The sequence below is a fragment of the Mycobacterium sp. NTMscope_MAC_12 genome (genome assembly GCF_976985675.1).
Map to the genome: position 1 here is coordinate 3,360,350 of NZ_CDRJYY010000001.1, position 26,248 is coordinate 3,386,597.

A 26,248-nucleotide genomic window follows, 5' to 3' on the forward strand; every position below is an offset into this window, starting at 1 on the left:
GCGCGGCAGGCTAATCCGATGCCTCCAGCGCGCAAGCCATGGCCTCGCGGGGCGCGGCCAGCCCGGTGAACTGTTCCACCTGCGCGAACGCCTGATGCAGCAGCATCTGCACCCCGCTGATCACCCGCCCGCCCGCGGCGGTCACCGCGGCGGCCAGCGGCGTCGGCCACGGGTCGTAGACGGCATCGAGCAGCACACCGATGCCGGACAAGGTATCGGCGTAGCGGGCGGCCACCTCGGCCGGAATGGTGCTGACCAGCACGTCCGCGGCCGCGACCTCGTCGGCCAGCCCGCCGCCGTCGAGGTCACAGAACCGCGTCGTGACGCCCATCCCGTTGCCCAGTTCCACCAGCCGGGCCGCCTTGTCGGGATTGCGGGCCACCACGGTGATGCCGCCGACGCCCAGCTGCGCCAAGCCGGCCACGGCCGCCGGCGCGGTACCGCCCGATCCACAGACCAGCGCCCATCCCGAGGCGCTCCCCGTCGCCCCGAGCGCGCCCGCGACCCCGTCGATGTCGGTGTTGTCGGCCCGCCACCCCGTCGGGGTGCGCACCAGCGTGTTGGCCGACCCCACCCGCTGCGCACGCTCGGTGCGCTCGTCGGCGAACGCCAGGGCGGCGAACTTGCCCGGCATGGTCACCGACACCCCGACCCATTCGGGCCCGAGCCCGGCGACCACGCCGGGCAGCTGTTCGGCGTCGCATTCGATGCGCTCGTAGGTCCAGCCGGTCAGGCCCAGCGCGCGGTAAGCGGCCAGGTGCAATTGGGGGGATTTCGAATGGGCGATGGGCTTGCCGAGCACCGCCGCTTTTCTGGGCGCGCTCTCAGCGGGCGGAATCGAGGACACCGTTGTGCTTAGCCAGCTCGATGTTGGCCAGATGCTGTTGATAGTCCTTGGTGAACAGCGTCGTCCCCTGGCCGTCGATGGTGACGAAGTACAACCAGTCACCGGGCTCGGGACGCTCGGCGGCGTTCAGCGCGTCGACGCCGGGCGAACAGATCGCGGTGGCCGGCAATCCCTGCGACACGTAGGTGTTCCACGGCGTCTTCTGGGCGCGGTCGCCGTCGGTGGTGGCCACCTCCCGGCGGTCCAGCGGGTAGTTGACGGTCGAGTCGAACTCCAGCGTGTGGTGCGCGTGCAGCCGGTTGTAGATGACCCGCGCCACCTTCGCGAAGTCCTGCGTCTTGGACTCCTGCTGTACCAGCGAGGCCACCACCAGGATGTCGTAGGGCGACAGGCCCATCGCCTGGGCGGTGTCGACCAGCCCGGAGTTCATGTACTCCACCGCCCCGGCGCTGATCAGGTTCGACAGGATGGTCTCGGGCGGCGCGGACGGATCGACGTTGAAGGTCCCCGGCGCGATCAGCCCCTCGATGCGGCGGTGGTCCTTGCCGAGCTCACCGACGGGTTCGGTGGCCCATGGCGGCACCGCCAACGCCAAGGGAGAACTGTTGGCGGCGGCCGCGCGCAGGTCCTGCACGGAGACGCAACGCTGGTCGCCGTCGAAGTCCACGCAGGTGGCCCGCGAGATCAGGGTGAAGATGCCGGGATTCACCACGTTGGTCTTCATGTCGGTGGTGTCGTCGAGCTGCCGGCCCTCCGGGATGACCAGCCGGCCCACCCGGCTGTTGGGGTCGGCCAACCGCGCGACAGCGTTGGCCGCGGGGATTTCGGTGCGCATGCGGTAGTAGCCGGGCTGGATCGAGGAGATCTTGCTGTTGCCGTGCGCGGCGTTGACGAATGCGCGGACGGTCTTGATCACCTGCTCGTTCTGCAGCGTCTCCCCGACCATGGTGGTCGAGTCACCGTCCTTGATCTGAATCACAATGTCGCGCTTGCCATTTCCGGTGTAGTCGTCACCGGGCCCGAACACGGCGTGCCACAGCTTGCCGCCCGCGAACACACCCGCCACCACGATCACCGCCACCAGCGCCAGCGCGGTTCGCAGGGCGACCCGCCTCCGGCGCCGGCCCCGCTCGGCCTGATTGCGGGACATGCGGCTCGACCGGCGCCGGGGCGGGCCCACGGCCTCGGGTTCGGCTCGTTCCCGCCGCGCGCTGTCAACCATCGCTGCGCTCCCCCGCCCCTGGCCCGGCCAGGGTCGCACGGCGTTGGTCCAGCCAGCTCTGCAGGATGGCCACCGCCGCCGCCTGATCGATCACCGCCCGCTGCTGTTTGGCCCGCACCCCGGCCGCGCGCAGCGATCGCTGCGCGGTCACCGTGGTGAGCCGCTCGTCGGCCAGCCGCACGGGCGTGGGTGCGATGCGGTCAGCCAGCGCGTCGGCCAGCTCGATCGCGTCGATCGCGGACGGGCCGGTCCGGTCGGCCAGCGTGCGCGGCAGCCCGACGACCACCTCGACCGCCTCGAGTTCGGCGACCAGCGCCGCCAGCCGCCGCAGGTGTTTGCCGGAGCGGTCGCGGCGCACGGTCTCCACCGGGGTGGCCAGGATGGCGTCGGGGTCGCTGCAGGCCACGCCGATGCGCACGCTGCCCACGTCGACGCCGAGCCGGCGGCCCCGCCCGGGGTCCTGGTCAGGATCGCCGGGCCGGTCGGGCGCGCGGTGCTGTGCGGAAACCACTCAACCGACCCGCGCTATCGCGGCGATCTCGGAGCGGATCGCATCGAGGGCGGCGTCGATGCCGGCCGCGTCCTTGCCGGAGCCCTGCGCCAGGTCCGCCTTGCCGCCGCCGCGGCCGTCGACCGCCGCGGCCAGCTGCTTGACCAGGTCGTTGGCGCGAAGGCCCAGATCGTGGGCGGCCTGGTTGGCCGCGACCGCATACGGCACGCTTCCGTTTTCGCCCTCGGCGATCAGCGCGACCACCGCGGGATCGCTGCCCAGCTTGCCGCGGATGTCGCCGACCAGCGAGCGCAGGTCGGCCGCCGTCATTCCGCCGGACATGCGCTGCGCCACCACCCGGACGTTACCGATGCGCTCCGCGCCCGCCGCGGCGTCGGTGGCGGCGGCCTTCGCGCCGGCCAGCCGGGCGCGCTCGAGTTCCTTCTCCGCCGCCTTGAGACGCTCCACCAGATTGGCCACCCGGGCGGGCACCTCGTCGGACGGCACCTTCAGCGACGACGCCAGCCCGGCCATCAGCGCGCGTTCCTTGGCCAGGTGCCGGAAGGACTCCAGCCCGACGTAGGCCTCCACCCGGCGCACCCCGGAACCGACCGAGGATTCGCCCAGGATCGTCACCGGCCCGATCTGCGCGGAGTTGTGCACGTGGGTGCCGCCGCACAGCTCCAGCGAGAAGGGCCCGCCGATCTCCACCACCCGCACCTCGTCGGGATAGCGTTCGCCGAACATCGCGATCGCCCCCATCGCCTTGGCCTTCTCGAGCTGCTCGGTGAACGTGTGCACCTCGAAGTCGGCCTGCACGGCCTGGTTGGTCACCTCTTCGATCTGGGTGCGCTGCTCGTCGGACAGGGCGCCTTGCCAGTTGAAGTCGAAGCGCAGATATCCCGGCCGGTTCAGCGATCCGGCCTGAACGGCGTTGGGGCCCAGCACTTGTCGCAGCGCCGCGTGCACCATGTGGGTTCCCGAGTGGCCCTGGGTGGCGCCCCGCCGCCATTGCGGGTCGACCGCGGCGATGACGGTGTCGCCCTCCACGAATTCCCCGGACTCGACGTTGACCCGGTGCACCCACAGGGTTTTGGCGATCTTCTGCACGTCGGTGACCGCGGCGCGGGCGCTTCCGCCGGCGCCCGTCCCGCTGATGGTGCCCTCGTCGGCGATCTGGCCGCCGGCCTCGGCGTAGAGCGGGGTGCGGTCCAGCACGAGTTCGACGCGATCGACCCCCTCGGCGCCGTGCGTGACAACCGGCACCCGCTTCCCGTCGACGAAGATTCCCAAAATCCTTGCCTCGGAAGTCAATTCGTCGAAGCCGGTGAACTCGGTGGGGCCGGCGTCGACCAGTTCGCGGTACGCGGTCAGGTCCGCGTGCGCGTGCTTGCGGGCGGCGGCGTCGGCCTTGGCGCGGCGGCGCTGTTCGGCCATCAGCTCCCGGAAGCCGACCTCGTCGACCTGCAGGCCGGCCTCGGAGGCCATCTCCAGCGTGAGCTCGATCGGGAACCCGTAGGTGTCGTGCAGGGTGAAGGCGTCCGAACCCGAAATCGCCTTCGCTCCTGCGGCTTTGGTGGTTCCGGCGACCTCGTCGAACAGCTTCGATCCCGCCGCCAAGGTGCGGTTGAACGCGGTCTCCTCGGCGACGGCGATGCGCCTGATCCGGTCGAAATCGGCGACGAGTTCCGGATATGAGGGGCCCATCGCGTCGCGCACGGTGGCCATCAGGTCGCCGACGATGGGGCCCTCGATGTCGAGCAGCTTGGCCGAGCGGATCACCCGGCGCAGCAACCGGCGCAGCACGTAGCCGCGGCCGTCGTTGCCGGGAGTGACGCCGTCGCCGATCAGGATGGCGGCGGTGCGGCTGTGGTCGGCGATGACCCGGTAGCGCACGTCGTCGTCGTGGTTGCCTTCTGGACCTGACAAGCCGTATCCGCGCGGCGCCCGCGCGGCCACGGTGTCGATGACCGGGCGCAGCAGGTCGGTCTCGTAGACGTTGTGCACGCCCTGCAGGATGAACGCGACCCGCTCCACACCCATGCCGGTGTCAATGTTCTTGCGCGGCAACGGCCCGAGGATTTCGAAGTCCTCCTTGCCGGTCCCCTCGCCGCGCTCGTTCTGCATGAACACGAGGTTCCAGATCTCGATGTAGCGGTCTTCGTTGACCACCGGGCCGCCCTCGACCCCGAATTCCGGTCCCCGGTCGTAATAGATCTCCGAGGACGGGCCGCACGGCCCGGGGATGCCCATCGACCAGTAGTTGTCCGCCATGCCGCGGCGCTGGATCCGCTCTTCGGGTAGCCCGGCGATTTCCCGCCACAGCTGCACGGCCTCGTCGTCGTCGAAATAGACCGTCGCCCAGATTCGTTCGGGATCCAGGCCGTAGCCGCCCCGCTCGACGCTGTTGGTCAGCAGGGTCCACGCCAGTTCGATCGCGCGGCGTTTGAAGTAGTCGCCGAACGAGAAATTGCCGGCCATCTGGAAGAACGTGTTGTGCCGGGTGGTGATCCCCACCTCGTCGATGTCGGGGGTGCGGATGCACTTCTGGATGCTGGTGGCGGTCGAGTATTCCGGCGTGCGCGCGCCCAGGAAGTAGGGCACGAACTGCACCATGCCCGCGTTGACGAACAGCAGGTTGGGGTCGTCGAGGATCACCGATGCGCTCGGCACCTCGGTGTGGCCCGCCTTCACGAAATGATCAAGAAACCTTTTCCTGATCTCGTGTGTCTGCACTTTGAAGTCCGCTTCTTCCTTCTACTTCGACGTCTTGTTCCCAGCCTATTCGCCGGGGTATGGGAAGCCCGTCTAACGACGCATTTCGACCGCTCACAGTACCTGCTCCGTGGCGACGGCTACCGGCCCGCTAACCCTCCAGGAAGCTCAGCCGGACCGAGCGTTGCGGGTTGTCGCGGTTCAGGTCGACCAGGACGATGCTTTGCCAGGTGCCCAGCATCGGCTCCCCACCCGAGACCGGAACCGTCACCGACGGCGCGACGAGCGCGGGCATCACGTGGTCGGCGCCGTGCCCCTGGGAGCCGTGCGCGTGCCGGTACCGGTCGTCGCGCGGCAGCAGCCGTTCCAGCGTGTCGACCAGGTCGTCGTCGGAGCCGGCGCCCGTCTCGATGATGGCCACCCCGGCCGTGGCGTGCGGGATGAACACGTTGCACAGGCCGTCCCCGCGCGACCAGCAGAACCCGCGCACCGCCTCGGTGAGATCGACGATGCGGCGGCGTGACGTGTCCACGTCCAACACATCGGTATGCATCCGGACCAGCCTACCGGTGCGGGCCCGCCGACCAGCCAATCGTTTGTGAGCGCGACCACATTTGGGCATTGCGGGGCGCAACCCGCCGGAGGAAGGTAATTCATGACCGGTGGCGCCACCGGGGCGCTGCCCCGAACAAAGAGGGGGTGGATCGTGTACGCGCGCTCTACCACAATTCAGGCGCAACCCTCGTCCATCGACGCCGGACTTGCGCATGTTCGCGATGAGGTCATGCCCGCGCTGCACGGTATGCCGGGGTGCATCGGGCTGTCCCTATTGGTCGATCGTCGCTCCGGCCGGTGCATCGCCACCACCGCCTGGGAGAGCGACGAGTCCATGCGCGCCAGCGGTGAAGCCGTGACGGGCATCCGCGATCGGGCGGCAGAAATGTTCGAGGGCACGGCGAACGTCGAGCAGTGGGAGATCGCGGTGCTGCATCGCGACCACCGCGCGCCTGACGGTGCGGGCGTGCGTGCGACGTGGGTCGAGGTGCCGCCGGAGACCATGGACCAAGGCATCGAGTACTACAAGTCGTCCGTCCTGCCCCAGCTCGAAGGCCTCGACGGGTTCTGCAGTGCGAGCCTTCTGATCGACCGCGCCTCCGGGCGCGCCGTGTCCTCGGCGACGTTCGACAGCATCGAGGCGATGGAACGCAACAGGGAGCAGGCAACCGCGCTGAAGAGCTCCTCGATGCAAGAGGCGCGCGCCGAGGAACTCGATGAATGCGAGTTCGAGCTGGCGCTGGCGCACCTCCGGGTGCCCGAGCTGGTCTGATCGAGATGGGCGGTGGGACCGGCCGACCCAGGCATTCGGCCGGTCGCCGATCTGCGCCCCGAAAGCATTGCGGCGCGCTACCGGCAGGAGGAAGGTAGCGGGTGGGACCGGTGGCGCCACCGGGGCGCCGCCCCGATATGGAAGGGGTCGACCGTGTACGCACGCTCCACCACCATCCAGGCGCAGCCGCTGTCGGTCGACATCGGGATTGCGCACGTTCGCGATGTCGTCATGCCCGCCCTCAAGGAGATCGACGGGTGGTTGGGGCTGTCGCTGTTGGTCGACCGGCAGTCCGGCACCTGCATCGCCACCAGTTCGTGGGAGACCATCGAGGCGATGCGCGGCAGCGCCGAGCGGGTCGCGCCCATCCGTGACCGTGCCGCGCTGATGTTCGACGGCAGCGCCCGGGTCGAGGAATGGGACATCGCCCTGCTGCACCGCGACCACCCCTCCCGCCAGGGCGCCTGCGTGCGCGCCACCTGGCTCAAGGTGGTGCCGGATCAGCTGAGCCGCTCCCTGGACTTCTACCGGATGGCGGTGCTGCCCGAGATGGAGGACCTCGACGGGTTCTGCAGCGCCAGCCTGCTGGTCGACCACCCCGCCTGCCGCCGCGCGGTGACCTGCTCGACGTTCGACTCGATGGACGCGATGGCCCGCAACCGCGACCGGGCCACCGAGCTGCGCAGTAGGCGCGTCCGCGAGCTGGGGGCCGAGGTGATCGACGTCGCCGAATTCGAGCTGGCGATCGCCCACCTGCGGGTGCCCGAGCTGGTCTGAGCGCCGGCGCCGCGGGTCAGGGCAGCGCGTCGCCGGGGAAGCCCCGGCAGGCGTGCACCTGGTAGACGAACACCCCCGCCGCCACTCCCGGGTCGTCGGCCATGAGGGCCGCGGTCTCGTCGAGGCTCGCGGCGAAAACACCGATGCCGCAGACGTCGGACTCGTCGGCGACCGGCAGCACCACCGCGAGGACGCCGTCGTCACGCAGTCCGAAGTTGCGCCGGCCGTGCTCCCAGATGATCTCCGCTGACGACTCGTCCCCGAACCTCGGGCCGCGCTTGAGGATGACGACGCTGTATTGCTTGGCGGTGGGCAGCAGTTGGCCCATCTCCTCGTCGGTGAAGGTTTTCATTCCTTCCTCACCCCCGTTTCCTACGGATGATCGCGCGCAGCCGCTCCAGCCGACCCGCCATGTCGCGCTCGAAGCCCCGGCCGGTGGGCCGGTAGTAGTCGGTGCCCACCAGCTCGTCGGGCGGATACTGTTGCGCCGCAACACCATCCGGCTCGTCGTGGGAGTATTTGTAGCCCTGCGCATTGCCCAGCGCCTGGGCGCCCGAATAGTGGCCGTCGCGCAGATGGGGCGGCACGAGGCCGGCCTTGCCCGCCCTGATGTCGGCCATCGCCGCTCCCAGTGCCGTGGTGACCGCGTTCGACTTGGGCGCGGTGGCCAGGTGAATCGTGCAGTGCGCCAACGTGAGCTGGGCCTCGGGCAGGCCGATCAGCGCCACCGTCTGCGCCGCCGCGACCGCCACCTGCAGCGCGGTCGGGTCCGCCATGCCGATGTCCTCGCTGGCCAGGATCATCAGCCGGCGCGCGACGAACCGCGGATCCTCCCCGGCGACGAGCATGCGGGCCAGGTAGTGCAGCGCGGCGTCGACGTCCGAGCCGCGCACCGACTTGATGAAGGCGCTGATGACGTCGTAGTGCTGATCGCCGTCGCGGTCGTAGCGCACAGCGGCTTCGTCGAGGGACTGCTCGATGGCGGTGACCGTCAGCTCGCCGTCGGGTGGCACCGCCTCGGCGGCGACCTCCAGCGCCGTCAGCGCGCGCCGCGCGTCACCCGCGGCCAACCGCACCAGCAGGTCGACGGCCTCGGGCGCGACCGCGACCTGCCCACCCAGGCCGCGCGGGTCGTCGATCGCGCGCTGCACGACGGTGCGGATGTCGTCGGCGCTCAGCGGCCGCAACTGCAGGATCAGCGAGCGGGACAGCAGCGGCGCCACCACCGAGAACGACGGGTTCTCCGTGGTCGCCGCCACCAGCAGCACCACCCGGTTCTCCACCGCGGACAGCAGCGCGTCCTGTTGGGTCTTGGAGAACCGGTGCACCTCGTCGATGAACAGCACCGTCTGCTCACCACGAAGGAGCGCGGTTCGCGCCTTTTCGATCACCGCCCGAACGTCTTTCACGCCGGCCGACAACGCCGAGAGCGCCTCGAACCGGCGTCCGGTCGCCTGTGAGATCAGCGCGGCCAGCGTGGTCTTGCCGCTGCCGGGCGGCCCGTACAGGATGGCCGACGCCACGCCGGAGCCCTCGACGAGGCGGCGCAGCGGTGACCCGGGCGCCAGCAGGTGGTCCTGCCCGACCACCTCGTCCAGCGACGCCGGACGCATGCGGACGGCCAGGGGCGAGCCACTCGACACGCCCAAGCCATGATCGTCTGGCCGCGGCGCGCCGGGCAGGTCAAACAGACCGTCGGACACGGCTTCAGGCATACCACGACGGGCGGACGTCCGCGCCGGCCCCGGCGACCCGCGCGCCCCGGCCGCATCTTTGCTAAGTTCCGGTTTGCCAAGTTCAGCGCGCGTTCCTCTCCGGATAGCAAGGACGGACATGAGCCAACCCCCCGAATATTCAGGCCCGCCGGACCCTCAGGGCGGTAGCGAGAATCCTCCCGGCTATCCCCCACCGCCCGGTTACGGCGCACCACCCCCGCCGCCCCCGGGGTACGGCCCACCCCCGGGTTACGGCGCTCCGCCTCCGGGTTACGGCCCACCCCCGGGCTACGGGCCGCCCCCGGGCTACGGCGCACCGCCTCCCGGCTACGGACCCCCACCCGGCTACGGCGGCCCGCCCACGCCGGCGTTCAGCATCGGTGACGCGTTCGGCTGGGCCTGGAACGCATTCACCAAAAACCCGGTGGCACTGATCGTTCCGGCTCTGGTCTACGGGCTGCTGATCGGCGCCGCCTCGGCCATGGTCGGCCTGAGCCAAAGCGTGGGCACGACGACGAGCGGCTCCGACGACGACTACTTCACCTTCACGGCGAACCTCAACGGCGGCGGAATGACGCTGCTGATCCTCGGCTACCTGGTCGCGTACCTCGTGGGCGCGTTCGCCCAATCCGCGTTCCTGTCCGGCTGCCTGGATCTGGCCGACGGGCGCCCGGTGACGATCGGGAGCTTCTTCAAGCCGCGCAACTTCGGCATGGTGTTCCTGGCCGCGCTGCTGGTCGGCATCCTCACCTCGATCGCCTCGGCGCTGTGCTTCCTGCCGGGCCTGATCCTGGGCATCTTCGCCCAGTTCACCATCCCGTTCGCCATCGATCGATCGGAGCAACCCATCAAGGCGCTGACCTCCAGCTTCTCCACCGTCACCGCGAACTTCGGCAACGCCCTGCTGGTCTGGCTGGTCGAGCTGGCCCTGTTCGTGGTGGGTGCGCTGGCGTGCGGCGTCGGGCTGCTGGTGGCGGCCCCGGTCGCCTCCCTGATCGGGATTTACGCCTACCGCAAGTTCTCCGGCGGGCAGGTCGCCCCGCCGCAGCAGGCGGGCTACCAACCCGGCCCGGCTCCGGCATAACGCCCGGCGCGCCGGGCCTCCTGGGCCTGTGCCGCGTGCGTACCGTGCAGCAGTAATGGCGTTTGCGGACATGACATTCGGCACCGGTGCGGCCTCGCCCGGCGCCGGCGGCCGCTACGACGCGGACCGGTTGCTGGCCGGCTACCGCGCCGCCCGGGCCCAGGAAGCCCTCTTCGATCTGCGGCACGGCCCGGCGAGCGGCTACGACGAATTCGTCGACCGCGACGGCAACGTGCGCCCCGCGTGGGCCGAGGTGGCCGACGCGATCGCGGAGCGCGGCCGCGCCGGGCTGGACCGGCTGCGCTCGGTGGTGCACGGCCTGATCGACAACGACGGCATCACCTACACGGCCGTCGAACCCGGCGGCCGCGGCCAGGAGCCGAGGCCCTGGCAGCTGGACACCCTGCCGATCGTGCTATCCGCGGCGGACTGGGAGGTGCTCGAGGCGGGGCTGCTGCAGCGGTCCCGGGCGCTCGACGCCGTGCTCGCCGACCTGTACGGGCCGCGCAGCCTGCTCACCGACGGCGTCCTTCCCCCCGAGCTGCTGTTCGCCCATCCCGGCTACGTGCGGGCCGCCAACGGAATCGAGATCCCCGGGCGCCATCAGCTTTTCCTGCACGCCTGCGACGTCAGCCGGCGTCCGGACGGGGCCTTCGTCGTCAACGGCGACCGGACCCAGGCGCCCTCGGGGGCCGGCTACGCGCTGGCCGACCGGCGCGTCGTCGCGCACGCGGTTCCCGACCTCTACGAACGGATCGGGCCGCGGCCGACCACCCCGTTCGCGCAGGCCCTGCGGCTGGCGCTGATCGACGCGGCACCCGACGACGCCCAGGACCCGGTGGTGGTGGTCCTGTCCCCGGGCATCTACTCCGAAACCGCTTTCGACCAGGCCTATCTGGCCACCCTGCTGGGCTTCCCCATGGTCGAGAGCGCGGACCTGGTGGTGCGCGACGGCATGCTGTGGATGCGCTCGCTGGGCACCCTGAAGCGCGTCGACGTGGTGCTGCGCCGGGTCGACGCCGACTATTCGGACCCGCTGGATCTGCGCGCCGATTCGCGCCTCGGGGTGGCGGGCCTGGTGGAAGCGCAACACCGCGGGACGGTGACCGTCGTCAACACGCTGGGCAGCGGGATTCTGGAAAACCCTGGGCTGCAGCGGTTCCTGCCCGCGATGGCCGAGCACCTGCTGTCGGAGACCCTGCTGCTGCCCAGCGCGCCGGCCTACTGGGGCGGCATCGCGGCCGAGCGTTCGCACTTGCTGGCGAATCTGTCGTCGTTGTTGGTGAGGTCGACGGTCGGCGAGAAAACCCTTGTCGGACCGGCACTTTCGTCTCCGCAGCTGGCGCGATTGGCTGCCCAGATCGAGGCGATGCCATGGCAGTGGGTCGGCCAGGAGCTGCCGCAGTTCTCGTCCGCGCCGACCGACCACGCCGGCGTGCTGTCGTCGTCGGGCGTCGGCTTCCGGTTGTTCACCGTCGCCCAGCGGGGCGGTTACGCGCCGATGATCGGCGGCATCGGCTACGTGCTGGCGCCCGGGGACGCCGCCTATACATTGAAAACCGTTGCGGCGAAAGATGTCTGGGTGCGACCCACCGAGCGGGCGCGGGCCGAGGCGATCAGCCCACCGAGCGTGGAACCTCCGGCGAAGACAGCCGCGGGCACCTGGGCCGTCAGCTCCCCGCGCGTGCTGTCCGACCTCTTCTGGATCGGCCGCTACGGCGAGCGCGCCGAGAGCATGGCGCGGTTGCTCATCGTCGCCCGCGACAGGTTCCACGTGTACCGGCACCACCAGCACAGCGAGGAAAGCGAGTGCGTGCCGGTGCTGATGGCCGCACTGGGCCGCATCACCGGAACCGACACCGCGGCGGACGGCGACGGCGATCACGCCGAAATGATCGCCGTCGCCCCCTCGACGCTGTGGTCGCTCACCGTCGACCCGCACCGGCCCGGCTCCCTGGTGCAGTCGGTGGAAGGCCTGGCCCTTGCCGCCCGCGCGGTGCGCGACCAGATGTCCAACGACACGTGGATGGTGCTGGCCGCGGTGGAGCGCGCGCTGGCCCTCGACAGCGAGCCGCCGGAGTCGCTCGCCGAGGCCGACGCCGCGCTGACCCGGGCGCAGGCCCAGACGCTGGCCGGGATGCTGACCCTGTCGGGCGTGGCCAACGAGTCGATGGTGCGCGACGTGGGCTGGACGATGATGGACATCGGCAAGCGGATCGAACGCGGCCTGTGGCTGACCGCGCTGCTGCAGGAGACGCTGACCGTGGTGCGCGGCGCCGCCGCCGAACAGACCGTCATCGAGTCCACCCTGGTGGCGTGCGAGTCCTCGGTCATCTACCGTCGCCGCACGGCGGGCAAGGTCAGCGTGGCCGCCATGGTCGAGCTGACGCTGTTCGACGCGCAGAACCCGCGGTCGCTGCTGTACCAACTGGACCGGCTGCGCACCAATCTGAAGGACCTGCCCGGCTCGTCGGGGTCGTCGCGCCCGGAGCGGCTGGTGGACGAGATCGGCACCCGGCTGCGCCGATCCCATCCCGCGGTGCTGGAACGGGTCAGCGACGACGGGCGGCGCGCCGAGCTCGCGGGCCTGCTCGGCGCGGTCCACGCCGGGCTGCGCGACCTGGCCGAGGTCATCACCACCACCCAGCTGGCCTTACCCGGTGGGATGCAACCACTTTGGGGTCCCGACGTGCGCCGGGTGATGCCCGCCTAGCCGTACGACGATGCACCCCGCGAGGCGGGGTGAGGAGGAGTGCGGCAATCCCCCCTAGCCGTACGACTTCACGCGTTCGATGTCTCCCGCTCCGCGGCGATGCCGTGGTAGCGGTGTGGATCGGGCAGGCGCCGACGCCGCACCATGTGCACCAGCGCCAGGACCGAGAGCGTCGCGGCATAGATGCACCACAGTGACGCGAACGCCTGCACGTAGAGGACGGCGACCACCGTCAGCCCCACCAGGTTGGCTATCCCGAACACCACGATGGAGCGATAGCCCGACAGCACCGCCGGCCCGATGACGGCGATGATGTAGAGCGCCGCCCACACGTAGCCGTCGTGAACCGCGGTCTGGTACTGCAGCGCATGGGGGCACTGCGTCACTTTGACTGGTTCGGTGAGCACGATGACAGCCAGATACGCCGACACGGCGGTGCCGAGCACCGCAAAAGGCGCCACCCGTAGCCGGGCACCGCGCGGCTCCAGCATCAAGATCGCCCACGGAACCCAGGCGGGAAGCAGCGGCAGCGCGATGAAGACATAGGCAAGCATCGCCAGGTGGGCCATCCCGGGGGAGACCAATTCGTTGGGCCACACCGCCGCCTCGATGAACTGATGGACCGAGAACACCGTCGGCAGCAAGGCGAAGGGCACTTCGCGCCAGTGCTTCACCTCGCGCAGTGTTGCCACGGCGACCGGCACCAGGGCGGCGCCCACCACCAGATCCGCCGTCATCGAGAAGCACATCGCTAACCCGCAACAGACGCGGGGCCCCGGGACTCCGACGTCGCCTCGTCGACGACGGTGTGGATGAACTTCATCTTCTCGAGCACCGCGGTCGGCAGCACGAACGGGTACAGGTCGTCGTGCCCCATCGACCGGTTCACCATGTTCAGTGACCACGACAGCGGCAGCCACATGTCGATGATCGTCTGAAATGCGCTGGGCCCCAGGGCCGGCCGGTCGAAGGTGGCCGAGGCCGCCGCCAGTCCGCACCACGCCGAGGTGTCCAGCGCGTCCCGGATGTGCAGGTAGTGGGCGAACGTCTCGGCCCAGTCCTCGCTCGGATGCATGGTGGCGTAGGACGAGACGAAGTCGTTCTGCCAGCCCTCGGGCGCGCCCTCGCTGTAGTGACGGTCGAGCGCCTCGGAGTAGTCGGCGTCGGGGTCGCCGAAGAGCTCGTTAAACCGCTCCAGGTGTTCTCGGTAGGGGGCGACCAGCCGGTAGAAGTAGTAGTGCCCGATCTCGTGGCGGAAGTGCCCCAGCAGGGTCCGGTACGGCTCGTCCATCTCGACCCGCAGCTGCTCGCGATGCACGTCGTCACCCTCGGCCAAATCGATGGTGATGATCCCGTTCGCGTGCCCGGTCATCACGTTTTCGTGTGCGCTGGACAACAGCCGGAAGGCCAGCCCGTAGTCGGGGTCCTTGTCACGCCCGACGATCGGCAGCTTCAGCTCGTGCAGCTCGGCGATCAGCCGTCGTTTGGCCGCCTCGGCCCGGGCGAATTCGGCCAGCCCGACGGTGTCGGCGTCGTTGGGCCGTTCGGCGGTCAGCGCACACGACGTGCACAGCAACCGCGGGGTGTTGACCGGAACCAGCCAATTGCATTCGGCCACTTGAAGATTGGCGCACAACTGGTACTCGCTGGCGGGCACGACACCGGCGTGCTCGGTTGACTCGCCGTCGGAGATCACCAGCAGCGCCATCTGCTCGAGCGAAAAGCCCAGCGCGCTACCGCAATTCAGGCACGTCGAGTTCTCGAACGTCAGGCGCTGGCCACAGTTGGGGCAGGTGAAGTCACGCATGCGAGAAGTCGCCTTCAATGGGGTCCGAGTAGGGCACGACGTCGACGGCGACGTCGATCACGCTGTGCCGCGAGTCGGTGTAGATGATGCCGCGCAGCGGCGGGACGTCCGCGTAGTCGCGGCCGCGTCCCACCACGATGTAGCGCTCGTCGACCATCTGGTCGTTGGTGGGATCGAGCCCCAGCCACTCGAATTGGCCGGGGTCCTGCGGAGTCCACACCGCGGCCCAGGCGTGCGTGGCGTCGATGCCGATCATCCGATCCTTTCCGGGGGGCGGGTCGGTGGCCAGGTAGCCGGACACGTAACTGGCCGCCAAACCGTTGGCGCGCAGGCAGGCGATCGCCAGCCTGGCAAAGTCTTGACATACCCCCTCCCTGGCCGCCAGAACCTCCTTGACCCCGGTGGAAATCGTCGTCGACCCCGACCGGTACGTGAAGTCGGTGAAGATCCGCGACGCCAGGTCGCGCAGCACCTCGATCAACGGGCGTCCGGGCGTGAAGCTGGGCGCGGCGTACTCGCGGACCTCGTCGGTGATCTCCGGCGGATTCAGGTCCAGGGTGAACTCGGTTGCCAGCGCCCCGGCGCGGCCCGCCGGCCGGGCCTCCTCCCAGGGCTTCAGCGCCGCCCCGCCGGAGTACAGGCCCGGCGCCGGCGGATAGACGTCGACGACGGAATCGCTGACCACCGTCAGGACGGTGTGCGGCTCGGTCACGTGGAAGTAGGAGCTGATGTTTCCGTAGGTGTCCGTGCTGGTGGAGCTGTCGGCGGGAGCCGGCTCGATGATCAGCCGATGCGCGACGCGACGCTGCCGCAGCGAGTCGCGCGGGGTCAGGAAGCCGCGACCGTACGAGCTGGTCACGACGTTGGAATAGCGGTATTCGGTGCGGTGGGTGACTCGATGCCGGCGGGCGGCCCCGGCGTCTGCTTCAGACACAAGGCTGATCAGATCACACACCGCGTCGTTACGGACTGTCGGCGGCGGCGGTTTGCCGATACGACGGCAACGGCGCGGAAACGGGAGCACAATCGAGGAGTGGCCACGTGGGACGAGGTCGCCCGCATCGTCGGCGAGCTGGCCCTCACCTCCGAGCCGTCACCGCACGACTGGCGGGTCGGCAAGAAATTGCTGGCCTGGGAGCGGCCGCTGCGGCCCTCGGAACGCGAGGCCCTGGCGCGAAACGGCCCGGAACCCCCGCGGGGCGACATCCTCGGTGTTCGGGTGTCCGACGAGGGAGTCAAATTCGCGCTGATCGACGACGAGCCGCAAACCTACTTCACCACCCCGCATTTCGACGGCTATCCCGCCGTGCTGGTCAACCTGGCCGAGATCTCGGTGCGCGACCTCCAGGAGCTCATCACCGAGGCGTGGCTGACGCAGGCGCCGCGGAAATTGGTGCAGGAGTTCCTGGCCGACTCGCGGTGAGATTCACACCTGCCGAAGGTCGATGACCCGTTGCAGGTCGTCGATGCAGGCGGTGACGGCGTCGGCGAGCATCACCTGGGTTTTCTCGCCGGCACCCGACGGCAACTGCGACGCGTGATGGCGGGCCGACGCCGCATACGCGCAGGCGCCGGCGGCGTCGCGGTCGGCGAGTGCGGTTGCGGCGGCGAGCACGACCAGCACCGTGTGCACGGGCTGGGCACGCTGTTCGCGGCCGCCGTCCGGGTTGGGGCCGATCGCCCGGGCCAGCTGCAACACGGAGCCGGCCAGCAGGGCCACGTGCACGGCCTGGTGGTCGGCGGCGTGCACGGCGTCGCGCAGGCCCCATCGGCGCGGGGCGATGGTGACGACGTGGCGGGCGGTGGTGCGCGCCTCGAGCAGGCCGCTGAGCTGTTCGTGCACCCGGTCGACGGCCGTCAGCGGCCAGTCCGGCGGGGCGGCTTTGCGTCCGGCGGCGACGTCGGCGGCGCGCGTCAAGACGTCGTGCAGCACGGCCAGCACGCCGACGCGCGCGGCGCGCAGCAGCTGCAGTGGGTCGGCGGGAAACAGCAGCACGGCGAAGACGATGGCCACCGCACCGCCGATCAGCGCGTCGAAGATGCGTTCCAGCCCGACGCCGCCGTGGTAGAGGGCAAGCACCAGGATCGCCGACACGATGGTTTGGTTCGCGAACATCATCCCGTGCCCGATGAAGCCGCCCCCGATGAAGACCGCGGCGCCGAGCGCGATCAACGCGGCGACGGCGATGGGCACCGCGCCGGGCCCGAGCAGGCCCTGGACCGCCGAGCCCAGCCCGATGCCGAGGGTCACCCCGATCATCATCTGGATGGCGCGTTGCGCGCGGAGCACATTGCTGGTCGACAACGACACCGCGGCGGCGATCGGCGCGAAGAACGGCTGCGGGTGGCCCAGGACGTCGTGCGTCAGGTACCAGGACACCCCGGCGGCCGCCGACGTCTGCGCCAGGTTGAACCACACCGCGCGCAGCCGCTTGCCGCCCGCGCGCGCGGCGGCGAGGACCCTCGAGGGCACCGCCGGCCGCGAAGCGCCCACCGGCTAGGTCCGGATTAACTCGAACAGCGGAATCACCCTGCTGGTCTTGGCCTGGTACTCGGCGAAGCCGGGCGCCGCGGCGGTGACCTTGTCGAAGAGAGCGTCGCGCTCGTCGGTCGGCAGCTCGCGCGCAGTGACGTCGAATGCGTCGGTTCCGACCTCGACGCGGGCGCTCGGGTTGGCCCGCAGGTTGTGCACCCAGGCCGGGCTGACCGGGGCGCCGGCGAAGGAGCCGATGATGATGAGCTTGCCGTCGATGTGGAAGTACGCCAGCGGCGACACCCGGGGCTGGCCCGACTTGGCGCCGGTCGTGTGCAGCAGCAGCAGGTTGGCGTTGGCGAACTGGCCGCCGACCTTGCCGCCGTTGGCGCGGAACTCGTCGGCGATGGACTGGTTGAACGCGTTGATGGTCTCGGTGTCCGGGAGGTGTTCGCTCATGCCCGGTCAACCTTCTCGGGCTTGGCGTCTATTCCGGACTCCTTGCGCTGCTGGGCGGTGATCGGCGCCGGCGCATCGGTGAGCGGGTCGACGCCGCCGCCGGTCTTCGGGAACGCGATCACCTCGCGGATGGAGTCCACCCCGGACAGCAGGGCGTTGATCCGGTCCCAGCCGAAGGCGATCCCGCCGTGCGGAGGTGCGCCAAAGGTGAAGGCCTCCAACAGGAACCCGAACTTTTCTTCGGCCTCGGCGTGGTCCAGTCCCATCACCGCGAACACCCGCTCCTGGATGTCGCGGCGGTGGATACGAATCGAGCCGCCGCCGATCTCGTTGCCGTTGCAGACGATGTCGTAGGCGTCGGCGAGCACGTTGCCCGGATCGGTGTCGATCGCGTCCTCGTGACCCGGCTTGGGTGAGGTGAACGCGTGGTGCACCGCGGTCCACGCGCCCGAGCCGACGGCCACGTCGCCGGCCGCGGTCGCGTCGTCGGCGGGCTCGAACAGCGGCGGGTCCACCACCCAGACGAACGCCCAGGCGTCCGGGTCGATCATGCCCAGCCGGTGCGCGATCTCACCGCGCGCCGCCCCCAGCAGGGCCCGCGACGGCTTCGCCGGGCCCGCCGAGAAGAACACGCAGTCCCCCGGCTTGGCCCCCACGTGGGCGGCCAGGCCGTCGCGTTCGGCGTCGGACAGGTTCTTGGCGACCGGGCCGCCCAGCGTGCCGTCGTCGGCGATCAGCACGTAGGCCAGCCCGCGGTGGCCGCGCTGCTTGGCCCACTCCTGCCAGCCGTCCAGCGTCCGCCGGGGCTGCGAGGCGCCGCCCGGCATCACCACGGCACCGACGTACGGTGCCTGGAAGACGCGAAATGTGGTGTCGGAGAAGAACTCTGTGCAGTCGACGAGTTCGAGCCCGAAACGCATGTCGGGCTTGTCGGAGCCGAACCGTTGCATCGCCTCGGCGTAGCTGATCCGCGGGATGGGCGTCGGGATCTCATACCCGATCAGCGCCCACAGCGCGGACAGGATCTCCTCGGAGATGGCGAGGATGTCCTCGGCGTCCACGAAGCTCATCTCCATGTCGAGCTGGGTGAACTCCGGCTGGCGGTCGGCGCGGAAATCCTCGTCGCGGTAGCAGCGGGCGATCTGGTAGTAGCGCTCCATCCCGGCGACCATCAGCAGCTGCTTGAACAGCTGCGGGCTCTGCGGCAGGGCGTAGAACGAGCCGGGGTGCAGCCGGGCCGGCACCAGAAAGTCGCGCGCGCCTTCGGGGGTCGAGCGGGTGATCGTCGGTGTTTCGATCTCCACGAAATCGTGCTGCGCGAGCACCGCGCGCGCGGCGGCATTCACCTTGGAGCGCAACCGAATTGCTTCCGAGGGGCCGTCGCGCCGCAAATCGAGGTAGCGGTACTTCAGCCGCAGTTCCTCGCCGGCGGGCTCGTCGAGCTGGAAGGGCAGCGGCGCGCTCTCCCCCAGCACGGTCAGCGCGGTGGCGTTGACCTCGATGTCGCCGGTGGCGATCTCGGGGTTGGCGTTGCCTTCCGGGCGGATCTCGACCACGCCGGTGACCGCGACGCAGAACTCGGCGCGCAGCCGGTGCGCCTGGGCCAGCACGTCGTCGGCGCGGAACACCACCTGGGTGATCCCGGAGGCGTCGCGCAGGTCGATGAAGATGACGCCGCCGTGGTCGCGGCGGCGGGCCACCCAGCCCGCTAGCGTCACCTGCTGCCCGGCGTCGCTACTCCTCAGCGACCCGGCGGCGTGGCTGCGCAGCACAAAAACACTCCCCTTCACGTTGGACGACAGATCAGTCTAAGGGGCGGTGTAGTTTCGCTCGTATCGCCACAAACATCGCACTCGTCGGTCCGGGCGCCGTCGGTACGACGGTCGCCGCGCTGCTGCATCGGGCCGGACATTCGATCGTGGTGTGCGGCCGCACCCCGCGCGAGAGCATCGAACTGCGGCCCGACGGCGCCGACCCGATCGTCGTCCCCGGCCCGGTGCACACCGATCCCGCGGAGGTTTCCGGCCCGGTGGACGTGGTGCTGTTGGCCGTCAAGGCCACCCAGAACGCGCGGGCGGCCGGCTGGCTGGCCCGGCTCTGCGACGTCCACACCATCGTCGTGGTGCTGCAAAACGGTGTGGAGCAGGTCGAGCAGGTGCGGCCGCACTGCCCGCAATCGCCCGTCATCCCCGGCATCGTTTGGTACTCGGCCGAGTCCCAGCCCGGCGGCTGGGTGCGGCTGCGCGGCGAGGCGGCCCTGGTGCTGCCCAGCGGGCCCTCGGCGGCGACGGTCGCCGACCTGCTGCGCGGCGCCGGCTGCCGGGTGGACTGCGACCCCGACATCATCACCGCGGCCTGGCGCAAGCTGCTCACCAACGCGCTGGCCGGGTTCATGGCGCTGTCGCGGCGGCGGTCCGGGATGTTCCGCCGCGACGACGTGGCCGCGCTGTCGCGCGGCTATGTCGCCGAATGCCTGGCCGTCGCCCGCGCCGAGGGCGCCCGCCTGCCCGACGGCATCGTCGACGAGTTGGCCGACATGTTCCGCAACGTCGCCGAGGACATGAGCACGTCGATCCTGGCCGACGCGGAAAATCACCGGCCGATGGAATGGGACGTCCGCAACGGCGTGATCATTCGCAAGGCCCGCGCTCACGGCCTGGCCACACCGATCAGCGACGTCGTGGTGCCCTTACTGGCCGCGGCCAGCGACGGCCCCGGCTAGATTATTTTCATGTTCCCCTGCGAGCGCGTCGACGTGAACTTCATCGATACGGCGCCATTTGCGTTCCGCAACAGCGTCGACCTGGCCATCACCCCCGAGCAGCTGTTCGAGGTGCTCTCCGACGCGGGGTCCTGGCCGCGCTGGGCGAAGGTGATCACCAAGGTGACCTGGACCAGCCCCGAGCCGCGCGGCGTCGGCACCACCCGCGTCGTCGAGATGCGCGGCGGCATCGTCGGCAACGAGGAATTCCTCGCGTGGGAACCCTTCACGCACATGGCGTTTCGGTTCAATGAATGCTCGACCAAATCCGTGGCGGCCTTCGCCGAGGACTACCGGGTCGAGGTTATCCCGGGCGGCTGCCGGCTGACGTGGACCATGGCCCAGAAGCCGGCCGGCCCGGCGAAGCTGGCGATGGTGGTGGTCGGGCCGCTGCTGAACCTGGCCCTGCGCCGATACCTGCGCAATCTCCGCAGCTACACCGACTCCCTTGCGACCCGGCAACCTTAGGAGCGTGTCATGACCTTCAACGAGGGCATGCAGATCGACACCAGCGCAGCGTCGTCGTCCGGCGGCGGCGGGATGGGGATGGCCGTCGGGGGCGGCGGCCTCGGGCTGATCATCCTGCTCGGGGCGCTGTTTTTGGGCGTCGACCCCGGTCGCGTGATGAACCAGCCGCAGACCAACACCGGCGGCTATTCCGCGCCCGGCTTCGACCTGAGCCAGTGCAAGACCGGCGCCGACGCCAACAAGTACGTGCAGTGCCGCGTGGTCGCCACCGGCAACTCCGTGGACGCGGTGTGGCATCAGCTGATGAACGGTTACACCCGCCCCCATGTGCGGCTGTTCACCGCCCGGGTGAGCACCGGCTGCGGGGCGGCCACCACCGCGGTCGGGCCGTTCTACTGCCCGGCCGACCAGACGGCGTACTTCGACACCGATTTCTTCCAAGAGCTGGTCGACCGATTCGGTTCCAGCGGTGGGCCATTCGCCCAGGAGTACGTCGTTGCCCACGAATACGGCCACCACGTGCAACAGCTGCAGGGCCTGCTCGGCCGCGCCCAGCAGGGCGCGCAGGGCTCCGGCGGCAACGGCGTGCGCACCGAGCTGCAGGCCGACTGCTACGCCGGGATCTGGGCGCACTACGCCTCGACGGTCAAGCAGGAGAGCACCGGTGTGCCCTACCTGGAGCCGTTGAGCGACAAGGACATTGCCGACGCCCTCTCGGCCGCGGCGTCGGTGGGCGACGACCGCATCCAGAAGCAGGCGACCGGACGGGTCAACCCCGAGTCCTGGACGCACGGTTCCTCGGACCAGCGCCAGCATTGGTTCACCGTCGGCTATCAGACCGGTGACCCGAAGAAGTGCGACACCTTCTCCGCGCCGGAATTGGGCTAGCCCTACGACGAGCAGCGCAATCGGGCTAGCCCTACGACGATGCAGCCCGCGCAGCGGGGTGAGGACGAGTAGGGCAATCGGGCTAAGCCAGTAGGCCTTTCAGTTCGGTGCGACCCTGCTCATCGAGCGGGAGCAGCGGCGCGCGCGGGTCCCCGACCGGGAAGTCGAGCAGCTCCAGACCGGCCTTGACGGTCGTGGCCAGTCCGCCCGCGACGATGAAGGTGAGCAGCGGCTTGAGATCGTCGTACAGCTTCTGGGCCGTGTCGAGGTCGTTCGCCCGCACCGCCTCGTAGAGGTCGATGCACGGCTGGGGCCGCAAACACGGTGCGGCCGTGCACCATCCGGACGCGCCGGCCTTGAGCGCGTCGAGCACCAGCGGGTTGCTGCCGTTGTAGAAGGGCAGCCGGTTGCCGGACAGTTCGGCGATGCGCTGCATGCGGGTCAGGTCGCCGGTGGACTCCTTGACCATGGTCACGTTGTCGATGGATTCGAACATGCGGACCAGCAACTCGGGCGGCATGTCGACGCCGCTGGTGGCCGGGTTGTTGTAGGCCATGATCGGGATCGAGATGGCGTCGCCGATGCTGCGGTAGTGCTGGAAGATCTCCCGCTCGCTCAGCTTCCAGTAGGACACGGGCAGGATCATCACGGCGTCGGCCCCGGCCTGCTGGGCGTAGGTGGCGCGCCGAACGGTCTTGGCGGTGGTCACATCCGACACGCCGACGACCACCGGCACCCGGCCCGCGACGGTGGCGATGGTGGTGTCGACCACGGTGTCGAATTCGGGTTCGTCCAGATAGGCCAGTTCACCGGTGCTGCCCAGCGGCGCGATCGCATGAACGCCCGCGGACACCAGCCGGTCGACCAGCGCCGCAAGGCGTTTCGTGTCGATGCCGTCCCCAGAGAACGGCGTTACCGGGTAGGCGATGATGCCGTGGATCTTGGTCTCGGACGTTTGCACCACAGGCGGACTCCTCGGATTCGGTTGGTGGGTAACGGTTTAGCCGGTCAGCACGTCCGGGTGCCGGGCGAGGGCCCGGCGGGCGTAGTAGGCGAAGTTGGCGCGACTACGCTGCGGCGACAGCGTCCAGTCGTGGGCCTCGCGGGCCAGTTCTTCGGGTAGCTCTTTGACGGTGCCGGCGGCCATGGCGGCCAGCTGCAGTTTGGCGGCGCGCTCGATGAGGACTCCCAACGAGCACGCCTCCTCGACGCTGGCGCCGGCGATGACGTGGCCGTGGTGGGCCAGCAGGACCGCCTTCTTGTCGCCGAGCGCGGCGGAGATGATCTCCCCCTCTTCGTTGCCGACCGGCACGCCCGGCCACTTGGCCAGAAACGCGCAGTCGCCGTAGAGCGGTGTGGTGTCCATGTGGGACACGATCAGCGGAACCTCCAGCATCGACAGCGCCGCCACGTGGAACGCGTGCGTGTGCACGATGCATTGCACGTCGGGGCGCGCGCGATAGATCCAGCTGTGAAAACGGTTGGCGGGGTTGGCCATCCCGTCACCATCGAGGACGTTGAGGTCCTCGTCGACCAGGAGCAGGTTGGCGTCGGTGATCTCGTCGAAACCCAGGCCGAGCCGCTGGGTGTAGTAGGTGCCGTCCGTCTCGGCGCGGGCGGTGATCTGTCCGGCCAGCCCGGAGTCGTGCCCGGCGTCGAACAGCGCGCGGCACGTCAGGGCCAGCTTCTGGCGTGTGGTCAGCTGCGAATCGGCGGCGTCTTTGGCTTGAAAGGCCGTCAACTGTTCGGCGGCCCGGCGCATCAAGTCGGATTTCGAATCGGTGAACGTGCTGGCCATAACGGGCTCCCTCGGCGCGAACGTGTGACACAATAGTATCACTATAGGAAACCTTGTGTCATGAGAGGGGCGGCCGGTGACCGCACTGCTGCGCGCGGTCCGCAAGCAACGCGGCCTCACCCTGGAGGCCCTGGCCCAGCAGACCGGGCTGACCAAGAGCTACCTGTCCAAGATCGAACGTCGGCGCAGCACGCCGTCGATCGCGGTCGCCCTCAAGGTCGCCAAGGCGCTGGACGTCGACGTCGGGCGGCTGTTCTCCGACGAGGCGGCGCACGAGAAGATCACCGTCGAACGCGCCGCGACCGCCGAGGGCGAGCGCTACCGGGTGCTGGCCGCGTCGCTGCTGGGAAAGTCGATGTCGCCGTTCGTGGTTCGCCCGACGGAGAAGCTGGCCGATGACCCGCATCCGGAGCACGCGGGTCAGGAATTCATGTTCGTGCACGCCGGGACCGTCGAACTCGACTACGGGGATCAGACGTACACGCTCGGGCCCGGCGACAGCGCCTATTTCGACGCGTCGATCAGCCACAAGGTCCGGGCCGTGGGCGCCGAACCCGCCGAAGTCGTCGTCGTGGCTACCAGGGACGCGTCGAGCAGGTGACGCCGGTGGTGGCGCTCTGGGTCACCACGACCTGGCCGTCCACCGCGATCTGGCACTGAATCTGCGGCATGTTCGACGAGTCGCAGTCCGGCCAGTGGCATCCGCCGCTGGCGTTGACGAACGCCCACTGGTTGGGGTCCGCCAGGGTGGCGTTGTAGACGAGCGGCTGCCCGGCGGCGAACGCCGTCTGCACGGTGTTCAGGAACTGCGACGAGTTCGAGTTGAAGGCCGCCTGGCTGGGCGGATCGCTGTTCATGTACCTGACGTTGCCGGTCAGGTTGCCGGTGGCGGTGATCGTGTACGTCACCTGGTGGCCGGCGGGATCCGCATGGGAGGTCGCGGGCGTCGCAATCATCGCAGCGGCCGCGGCAAACGTCGCCGCCGCGATCCCCGTGGTCGCTATTCGCACGTTCGTCATATCTCAAACGCTACCGAATCCGTTACAGCCGCATCCGGGAAACGGCTCCTACCATGCGGGGCGTTCACCTTCAGGTTGCTCGGCTCCGGTATGAAGCAAGGGTGAGCAACGATTCGGAACCCGCCGGCATCAGCCGCCGCCGGTTACTCACATCGAGTGCGGCCTCCGCGGTCCTCGGCGGCGTCGGGGTGGGCGGCGCCACGCTGCTGTGGTCGCAGTCCGCAAGCTCCCGCGGGCCGTCGGCCTGGCTGCAGCCCGACCGCAACGGCGCGCCGCCGATCGGCGGCCTGCACCTGCAATTCGGCAAGGACGCCGCGACCGAGGTGGTGGTGTCCTGGCACACCACCGACGCCGTCCGCAATCCGCGCGTCATGCTCGGCACACCGACATCCGGCTTCGGCCGCACCGTGGCCGCCGAGACCCGCACCTACCGGGACGCGAAGTCCAACACCGAAGTTCGCGTCAACCACGCCCGGCTGACCGACCTGACCCCGGACACCGACTACGTGTACGCCGCGGTGCACGACGGCGCCGAACCGGAACAGGGAACCGTGCGCACGGCACCGTCAGGACGAAAGCCATTGCGTTTCACCAGCTTCGGCGACCAATCGACCCCGGCCCTGGCCAAGATGCCCGACGGTCGCTATGCCACCGACAACATCGGCTCGCCCGCCGCCGCCGACACCACCATGGCCATCGAGCGCCTCGGCCCGCTGTTCAACCTGGTCAACGGCGACCTGTGCTACGCCAACCTGGCCCAAAACCGGATCCGCACCTGGTCGAACTGGTTCGACAACAACACCCGCTCGGCGCGCCACCGGCCCTGGATGCCGGCGGCCGGCAACCACGAGAACGAATTGGGGAACGGCCCAATCGGTTACGGCGCCTACCAGACCTACTTCGCGGTGCCCGATTCCGGGTCCAGCCCCCAGACCCGCGGCCTGTGGTACTCGTTCAAAGCCGGGTCGGTGCGGGTGATCAGCCTGGCCAACGACGACGTGGCCTACCAGGACGGCGGCAACTCCTACGTGCACGGCTACTCCGGCGGAGAGCAAAAGCGCTGGCTGGCAAGCGAACTCGCCGCGGCCCGGAGCGATCCGGACATCGACTGGGTGGTCGTGTGCATGCACCAGACGGCGATCTCCACCGCCGACAAAACCAACGGGGCCGACCTGGGCATTCGGGAGGAATGGCTGCCGCTGTTCGACCGGTATCAGGTCGATCTGGTGGTGTGCGGCCACGAACACCACTACGAGCGCTCGCACCCGTTGCGGGGGACGCTGGGGACCGACACCCGAACGCCGATACCCGTCGACACCCGAAGCGATCTCATCGACTCCACCCGGGGAACGGTGCACCTGGTCATCGGCGGCGGCGGCACCTCGGCGCCGAGCAACGGGATGTTCTTCCCCGAACCCCGATGCCGGGTGGTCACCGGCGTGGGGGCGTTTGACCCCGGACTGCGGCGCAAGGCGCCGATCTACGTCCTCGAGGACGCGCCATGGTCGGCGTTCCGCGACCGCGACAACCCTTACGGCTTCGCGGCTTTCGACGTCGACCCGGGCCACCCCGGCGGCAACACCTCGATCAAGGCGACGCACTATGCGCTGCGGGGCCCGCTCGGCGCCATGGTCGTGATCGACGAATTCACGCTGACCAAGCCGCGCCGCGACAAGACCGGCTAG

Annotated in this window: 26 protein-coding genes; 10 read left to right on the plus strand and 16 right to left on the minus strand. The window is 69.6% G+C overall.

Annotated elements, in window-relative coordinates; translation table 11 throughout:
* Positions 1 to 10 precede the first annotated feature (10 nt).
* The 5 genes from AC0KS4_RS15130 to AC0KS4_RS15150 form a co-directional block, all read right to left on the minus strand.
* Entirely contained in the window at positions 11 to 838 is an 828-nt protein-coding gene (locus tag AC0KS4_RS15130; protein WP_238957321.1) for a shikimate dehydrogenase, read from the minus strand.
* On the minus strand, positions 825 to 2,069 hold the full coding sequence (gene mltG / locus AC0KS4_RS15135; protein ID WP_238956299.1) for an endolytic transglycosylase MltG: 1,245 nt from the start codon (positions 2,067 to 2,069) through the stop codon (positions 825 to 827). The genes AC0KS4_RS15130 and mltG overlap by 14 nt, the downstream gene beginning before the upstream one ends.
* On the minus strand, positions 2,062 to 2,580 hold the full coding sequence (gene ruvX / locus AC0KS4_RS15140; protein ID WP_238956300.1) for a Holliday junction resolvase RuvX: 519 nt from the start codon (positions 2,578 to 2,580) through the stop codon (positions 2,062 to 2,064). The genes mltG and ruvX overlap by 8 nt, the downstream gene beginning before the upstream one ends.
* Positions 2,581 to 5,295 (minus strand): alanine--tRNA ligase, encoded by a 2,715-nt coding sequence (gene alaS / locus AC0KS4_RS15145; RefSeq protein ID WP_238956301.1) that lies wholly within the window; start codon positions 5,293 to 5,295, stop codon positions 2,581 to 2,583.
* A gap of 130 nt (positions 5,296 to 5,425) precedes the next feature.
* The gene (locus tag AC0KS4_RS15150) at positions 5,426 to 5,815 is read right to left on the minus strand and encodes a secondary thiamine-phosphate synthase enzyme YjbQ (protein ID WP_225328498.1); all 390 of its coding nucleotides are present in this window, start codon (positions 5,813 to 5,815) and stop codon (positions 5,426 to 5,428) included.
* Between the two features lie 165 nt (positions 5,816 to 5,980).
* Here AC0KS4_RS15150 and AC0KS4_RS15155 point away from each other — a divergent pair, with 165 nt between their 5' ends.
* Positions 5,981 to 6,601, plus strand: a complete 621-nt coding sequence (locus AC0KS4_RS15155) for a putative quinol monooxygenase (RefSeq protein WP_225328499.1) — start codon at positions 5,981 to 5,983, stop codon at positions 6,599 to 6,601.
* Between the two features lie 153 nt (positions 6,602 to 6,754).
* The gene (locus AC0KS4_RS15160) at positions 6,755 to 7,378 is read left to right on the plus strand and encodes a hypothetical protein (RefSeq protein WP_225328475.1); all 624 of its coding nucleotides are present in this window, start codon (positions 6,755 to 6,757) and stop codon (positions 7,376 to 7,378) included.
* A gap of 16 nt (positions 7,379 to 7,394) precedes the next feature.
* Here AC0KS4_RS15160 and AC0KS4_RS15165 read toward each other — a convergent pair whose 3' ends face one another.
* Both AC0KS4_RS15165 and AC0KS4_RS15170 read right to left on the minus strand, forming a co-directional pair.
* On the minus strand, positions 7,395 to 7,730 hold the full coding sequence (locus AC0KS4_RS15165; protein WP_225328476.1) for a hypothetical protein: 336 nt from the start codon (positions 7,728 to 7,730) through the stop codon (positions 7,395 to 7,397).
* 7 nt (positions 7,731 to 7,737) lie between these two features.
* Positions 7,738 to 9,093: a replication-associated recombination protein A gene (locus AC0KS4_RS15170; protein ID WP_225328477.1), complete on the minus strand. Its 1,356-nt coding sequence runs from the start codon at positions 9,091 to 9,093 to the stop codon at positions 7,738 to 7,740.
* A 118-nt stretch (positions 9,094 to 9,211) separates the two neighbouring features.
* On the opposite strand from AC0KS4_RS15170, the gene AC0KS4_RS15175 reads away from it, so the two are divergent.
* Together AC0KS4_RS15175 and AC0KS4_RS15180 are read left to right on the plus strand one after the other, a co-directional pair.
* Positions 9,212 to 10,177 (plus strand): hypothetical protein, encoded by a 966-nt coding sequence (locus tag AC0KS4_RS15175; RefSeq protein WP_238956302.1) that lies wholly within the window; start codon positions 9,212 to 9,214, stop codon positions 10,175 to 10,177.
* Between the two features lie 55 nt (positions 10,178 to 10,232).
* Positions 10,233 to 12,890: a circularly permuted type 2 ATP-grasp protein gene (locus AC0KS4_RS15180; protein ID WP_225328479.1), complete on the plus strand. Its 2,658-nt coding sequence runs from the start codon at positions 10,233 to 10,235 to the stop codon at positions 12,888 to 12,890.
* A 68-nt stretch (positions 12,891 to 12,958) separates the two neighbouring features.
* Here AC0KS4_RS15180 and AC0KS4_RS15185 read toward each other — a convergent pair whose 3' ends face one another.
* From AC0KS4_RS15185 to AC0KS4_RS15195, 3 genes are read right to left on the minus strand one after another with little or no spacing between them, the layout of a single operon-like run.
* Positions 12,959 to 13,627 carry a DUF6629 family protein gene (locus tag AC0KS4_RS15185; protein WP_225328480.1) on the minus strand — a complete coding sequence of 223 codons (669 nt, stop codon included), beginning with the start codon at positions 13,625 to 13,627 and terminating at the stop codon, positions 12,959 to 12,961.
* 14 nt (positions 13,628 to 13,641) lie between these two features.
* Positions 13,642 to 14,697 carry a zinc-binding metallopeptidase family protein gene (locus AC0KS4_RS15190; RefSeq protein ID WP_225328481.1) on the minus strand — a complete coding sequence of 352 codons (1,056 nt, stop codon included), beginning with the start codon at positions 14,695 to 14,697 and terminating at the stop codon, positions 13,642 to 13,644.
* Positions 14,690 to 15,643, minus strand: coding sequence for a transglutaminase family protein (locus AC0KS4_RS15195; protein ID WP_238957322.1), 954 nt, complete (start codon positions 15,641 to 15,643; stop codon positions 14,690 to 14,692). Before AC0KS4_RS15195 ends, AC0KS4_RS15190 begins: the two co-directional genes overlap by 8 nt.
* Before the next feature lie 87 nt (positions 15,644 to 15,730).
* On the opposite strand from AC0KS4_RS15195, the gene AC0KS4_RS15200 reads away from it, so the two are divergent.
* Positions 15,731 to 16,120: an MmcQ/YjbR family DNA-binding protein gene (locus AC0KS4_RS15200; protein WP_008258269.1), complete on the plus strand. Its 390-nt coding sequence runs from the start codon at positions 15,731 to 15,733 to the stop codon at positions 16,118 to 16,120.
* A gap of 3 nt (positions 16,121 to 16,123) precedes the next feature.
* Here the strand turns inward: AC0KS4_RS15200 and AC0KS4_RS15205 are convergent, their stop codons facing one another.
* Genes AC0KS4_RS15205 through aspS form a run of 3 tightly spaced genes read right to left on the minus strand, consistent with a single transcriptional unit; the run spans position 16,124 to position 19,419 of the window.
* Positions 16,124 to 17,191, minus strand: coding sequence for an FUSC family protein (locus AC0KS4_RS15205; RefSeq protein ID WP_238956303.1), 1,068 nt, complete (start codon positions 17,189 to 17,191; stop codon positions 16,124 to 16,126).
* A gap of 3 nt (positions 17,192 to 17,194) precedes the next feature.
* Complete coding sequence (locus tag AC0KS4_RS15210; protein ID WP_238956304.1) at positions 17,195 to 17,629, minus strand: nitroreductase family deazaflavin-dependent oxidoreductase; 435 nt, start codon at positions 17,627 to 17,629, stop codon at positions 17,195 to 17,197.
* Positions 17,626 to 19,419 (minus strand): aspartate--tRNA ligase, encoded by a 1,794-nt coding sequence (aspS, locus tag AC0KS4_RS15215; RefSeq protein WP_238956305.1) that lies wholly within the window; start codon positions 19,417 to 19,419, stop codon positions 17,626 to 17,628. Before aspS ends, AC0KS4_RS15210 begins: the two co-directional genes overlap by 4 nt.
* A gap of 44 nt (positions 19,420 to 19,463) precedes the next feature.
* On the opposite strand from aspS, the gene AC0KS4_RS15220 reads away from it, so the two are divergent.
* The 3 genes from AC0KS4_RS15220 to ypfJ are packed head-to-tail and all read left to right on the plus strand — an operon-like array spanning position 19,464 to position 21,746.
* Positions 19,464 to 20,351, plus strand: a complete 888-nt coding sequence (locus tag AC0KS4_RS15220; RefSeq protein WP_238957323.1) for an oxidoreductase — start codon at positions 19,464 to 19,466, stop codon at positions 20,349 to 20,351.
* Positions 20,352 to 20,360: 9 nt separating this feature from the next.
* Positions 20,361 to 20,858, plus strand: coding sequence for an SRPBCC family protein (locus tag AC0KS4_RS15225; protein WP_225328485.1), 498 nt, complete (start codon positions 20,361 to 20,363; stop codon positions 20,856 to 20,858).
* A gap of 9 nt (positions 20,859 to 20,867) precedes the next feature.
* Positions 20,868 to 21,746: a KPN_02809 family neutral zinc metallopeptidase gene (gene ypfJ / locus AC0KS4_RS15230; RefSeq protein WP_238956306.1), complete on the plus strand. Its 879-nt coding sequence runs from the start codon at positions 20,868 to 20,870 to the stop codon at positions 21,744 to 21,746.
* 82 nt (positions 21,747 to 21,828) lie between these two features.
* On the opposite strand, the gene AC0KS4_RS15235 is transcribed toward ypfJ, so the two are convergent.
* Together AC0KS4_RS15235 and AC0KS4_RS15240 are read right to left on the minus strand one after the other, a co-directional pair.
* A complete protein-coding gene (locus AC0KS4_RS15235; protein WP_238956307.1) occupies positions 21,829 to 22,710 on the minus strand; it encodes a dihydrodipicolinate synthase family protein in 882 nt (293 codons plus the stop codon).
* Between the two features lie 36 nt (positions 22,711 to 22,746).
* Positions 22,747 to 23,544: an aldolase gene (locus tag AC0KS4_RS15240; protein WP_225328488.1), complete on the minus strand. Its 798-nt coding sequence runs from the start codon at positions 23,542 to 23,544 to the stop codon at positions 22,747 to 22,749.
* Between the two features lie 76 nt (positions 23,545 to 23,620).
* Here AC0KS4_RS15240 and AC0KS4_RS15245 point away from each other — a divergent pair, with 76 nt between their 5' ends.
* Positions 23,621 to 24,145, plus strand: a complete 525-nt coding sequence (locus tag AC0KS4_RS15245; protein ID WP_238956308.1) for a helix-turn-helix domain-containing protein — start codon at positions 23,621 to 23,623, stop codon at positions 24,143 to 24,145.
* Here the strand turns inward: AC0KS4_RS15245 and AC0KS4_RS15250 are convergent.
* Positions 24,120 to 24,563: a hypothetical protein gene (locus AC0KS4_RS15250; protein ID WP_238956309.1), complete on the minus strand. Its 444-nt coding sequence runs from the start codon at positions 24,561 to 24,563 to the stop codon at positions 24,120 to 24,122. The two genes, AC0KS4_RS15245 and AC0KS4_RS15250, sit on opposite strands and share 26 nt — an antisense overlap.
* Positions 24,564 to 24,664: 101 nt before the next feature.
* Between AC0KS4_RS15250 and AC0KS4_RS15255 the strand changes: the two genes are divergently transcribed.
* Positions 24,665 to 26,248: a purple acid phosphatase family protein gene (locus AC0KS4_RS15255; protein ID WP_238956310.1), complete on the plus strand. Its 1,584-nt coding sequence runs from the start codon at positions 24,665 to 24,667 to the stop codon at positions 26,246 to 26,248.

Excerpts from the sequence above, each read along its gene's own strand:
- AC0KS4_RS15225 (WP_225328485.1), top strand. The coding sequence starts at position 20,361 with ATGTTCCCCTGCGAGCGCGTCGACGTGAACTTCATCGATACGGCGCCA.
- AC0KS4_RS15170 (WP_225328477.1), bottom strand. The coding sequence starts at position 9,093 with ATGCCTGAAGCCGTGTCCGACGGTCTGTTTGACCTGCCCGGCGCGCCG.
- AC0KS4_RS15180 (WP_225328479.1), top strand. The coding sequence starts at position 10,233 with ATGGCGTTTGCGGACATGACATTCGGCACCGGTGCGGCCTCGCCCGGC.
- mltG (WP_238956299.1), bottom strand. The coding sequence starts at position 2,069 with ATGGTTGACAGCGCGCGGCGGGAACGAGCCGAACCCGAGGCCGTGGGC.
- AC0KS4_RS15175 (WP_238956302.1), top strand. The coding sequence starts at position 9,212 with ATGAGCCAACCCCCCGAATATTCAGGCCCGCCGGACCCTCAGGGCGGT.
- AC0KS4_RS15165 (WP_225328476.1), bottom strand. The coding sequence starts at position 7,730 with ATGAAAACCTTCACCGACGAGGAGATGGGCCAACTGCTGCCCACCGCC.
- AC0KS4_RS15190 (WP_225328481.1), bottom strand. The coding sequence starts at position 14,697 with ATGCGTGACTTCACCTGCCCCAACTGTGGCCAGCGCCTGACGTTCGAG.
- AC0KS4_RS15250 (WP_238956309.1), bottom strand. The coding sequence starts at position 24,563 with ATGACGAACGTGCGAATAGCGACCACGGGGATCGCGGCGGCGACGTTT.
- AC0KS4_RS15210 (WP_238956304.1), bottom strand. The coding sequence starts at position 17,629 with ATGAGCGAACACCTCCCGGACACCGAGACCATCAACGCGTTCAACCAG.
- AC0KS4_RS15185 (WP_225328480.1), bottom strand. The coding sequence starts at position 13,627 with ATGACGGCGGATCTGGTGGTGGGCGCCGCCCTGGTGCCGGTCGCCGTG.
- ypfJ (WP_238956306.1), top strand. The coding sequence starts at position 20,868 with ATGACCTTCAACGAGGGCATGCAGATCGACACCAGCGCAGCGTCGTCG.
- AC0KS4_RS15240 (WP_225328488.1), bottom strand. The coding sequence starts at position 23,544 with ATGGCCAGCACGTTCACCGATTCGAAATCCGACTTGATGCGCCGGGCC.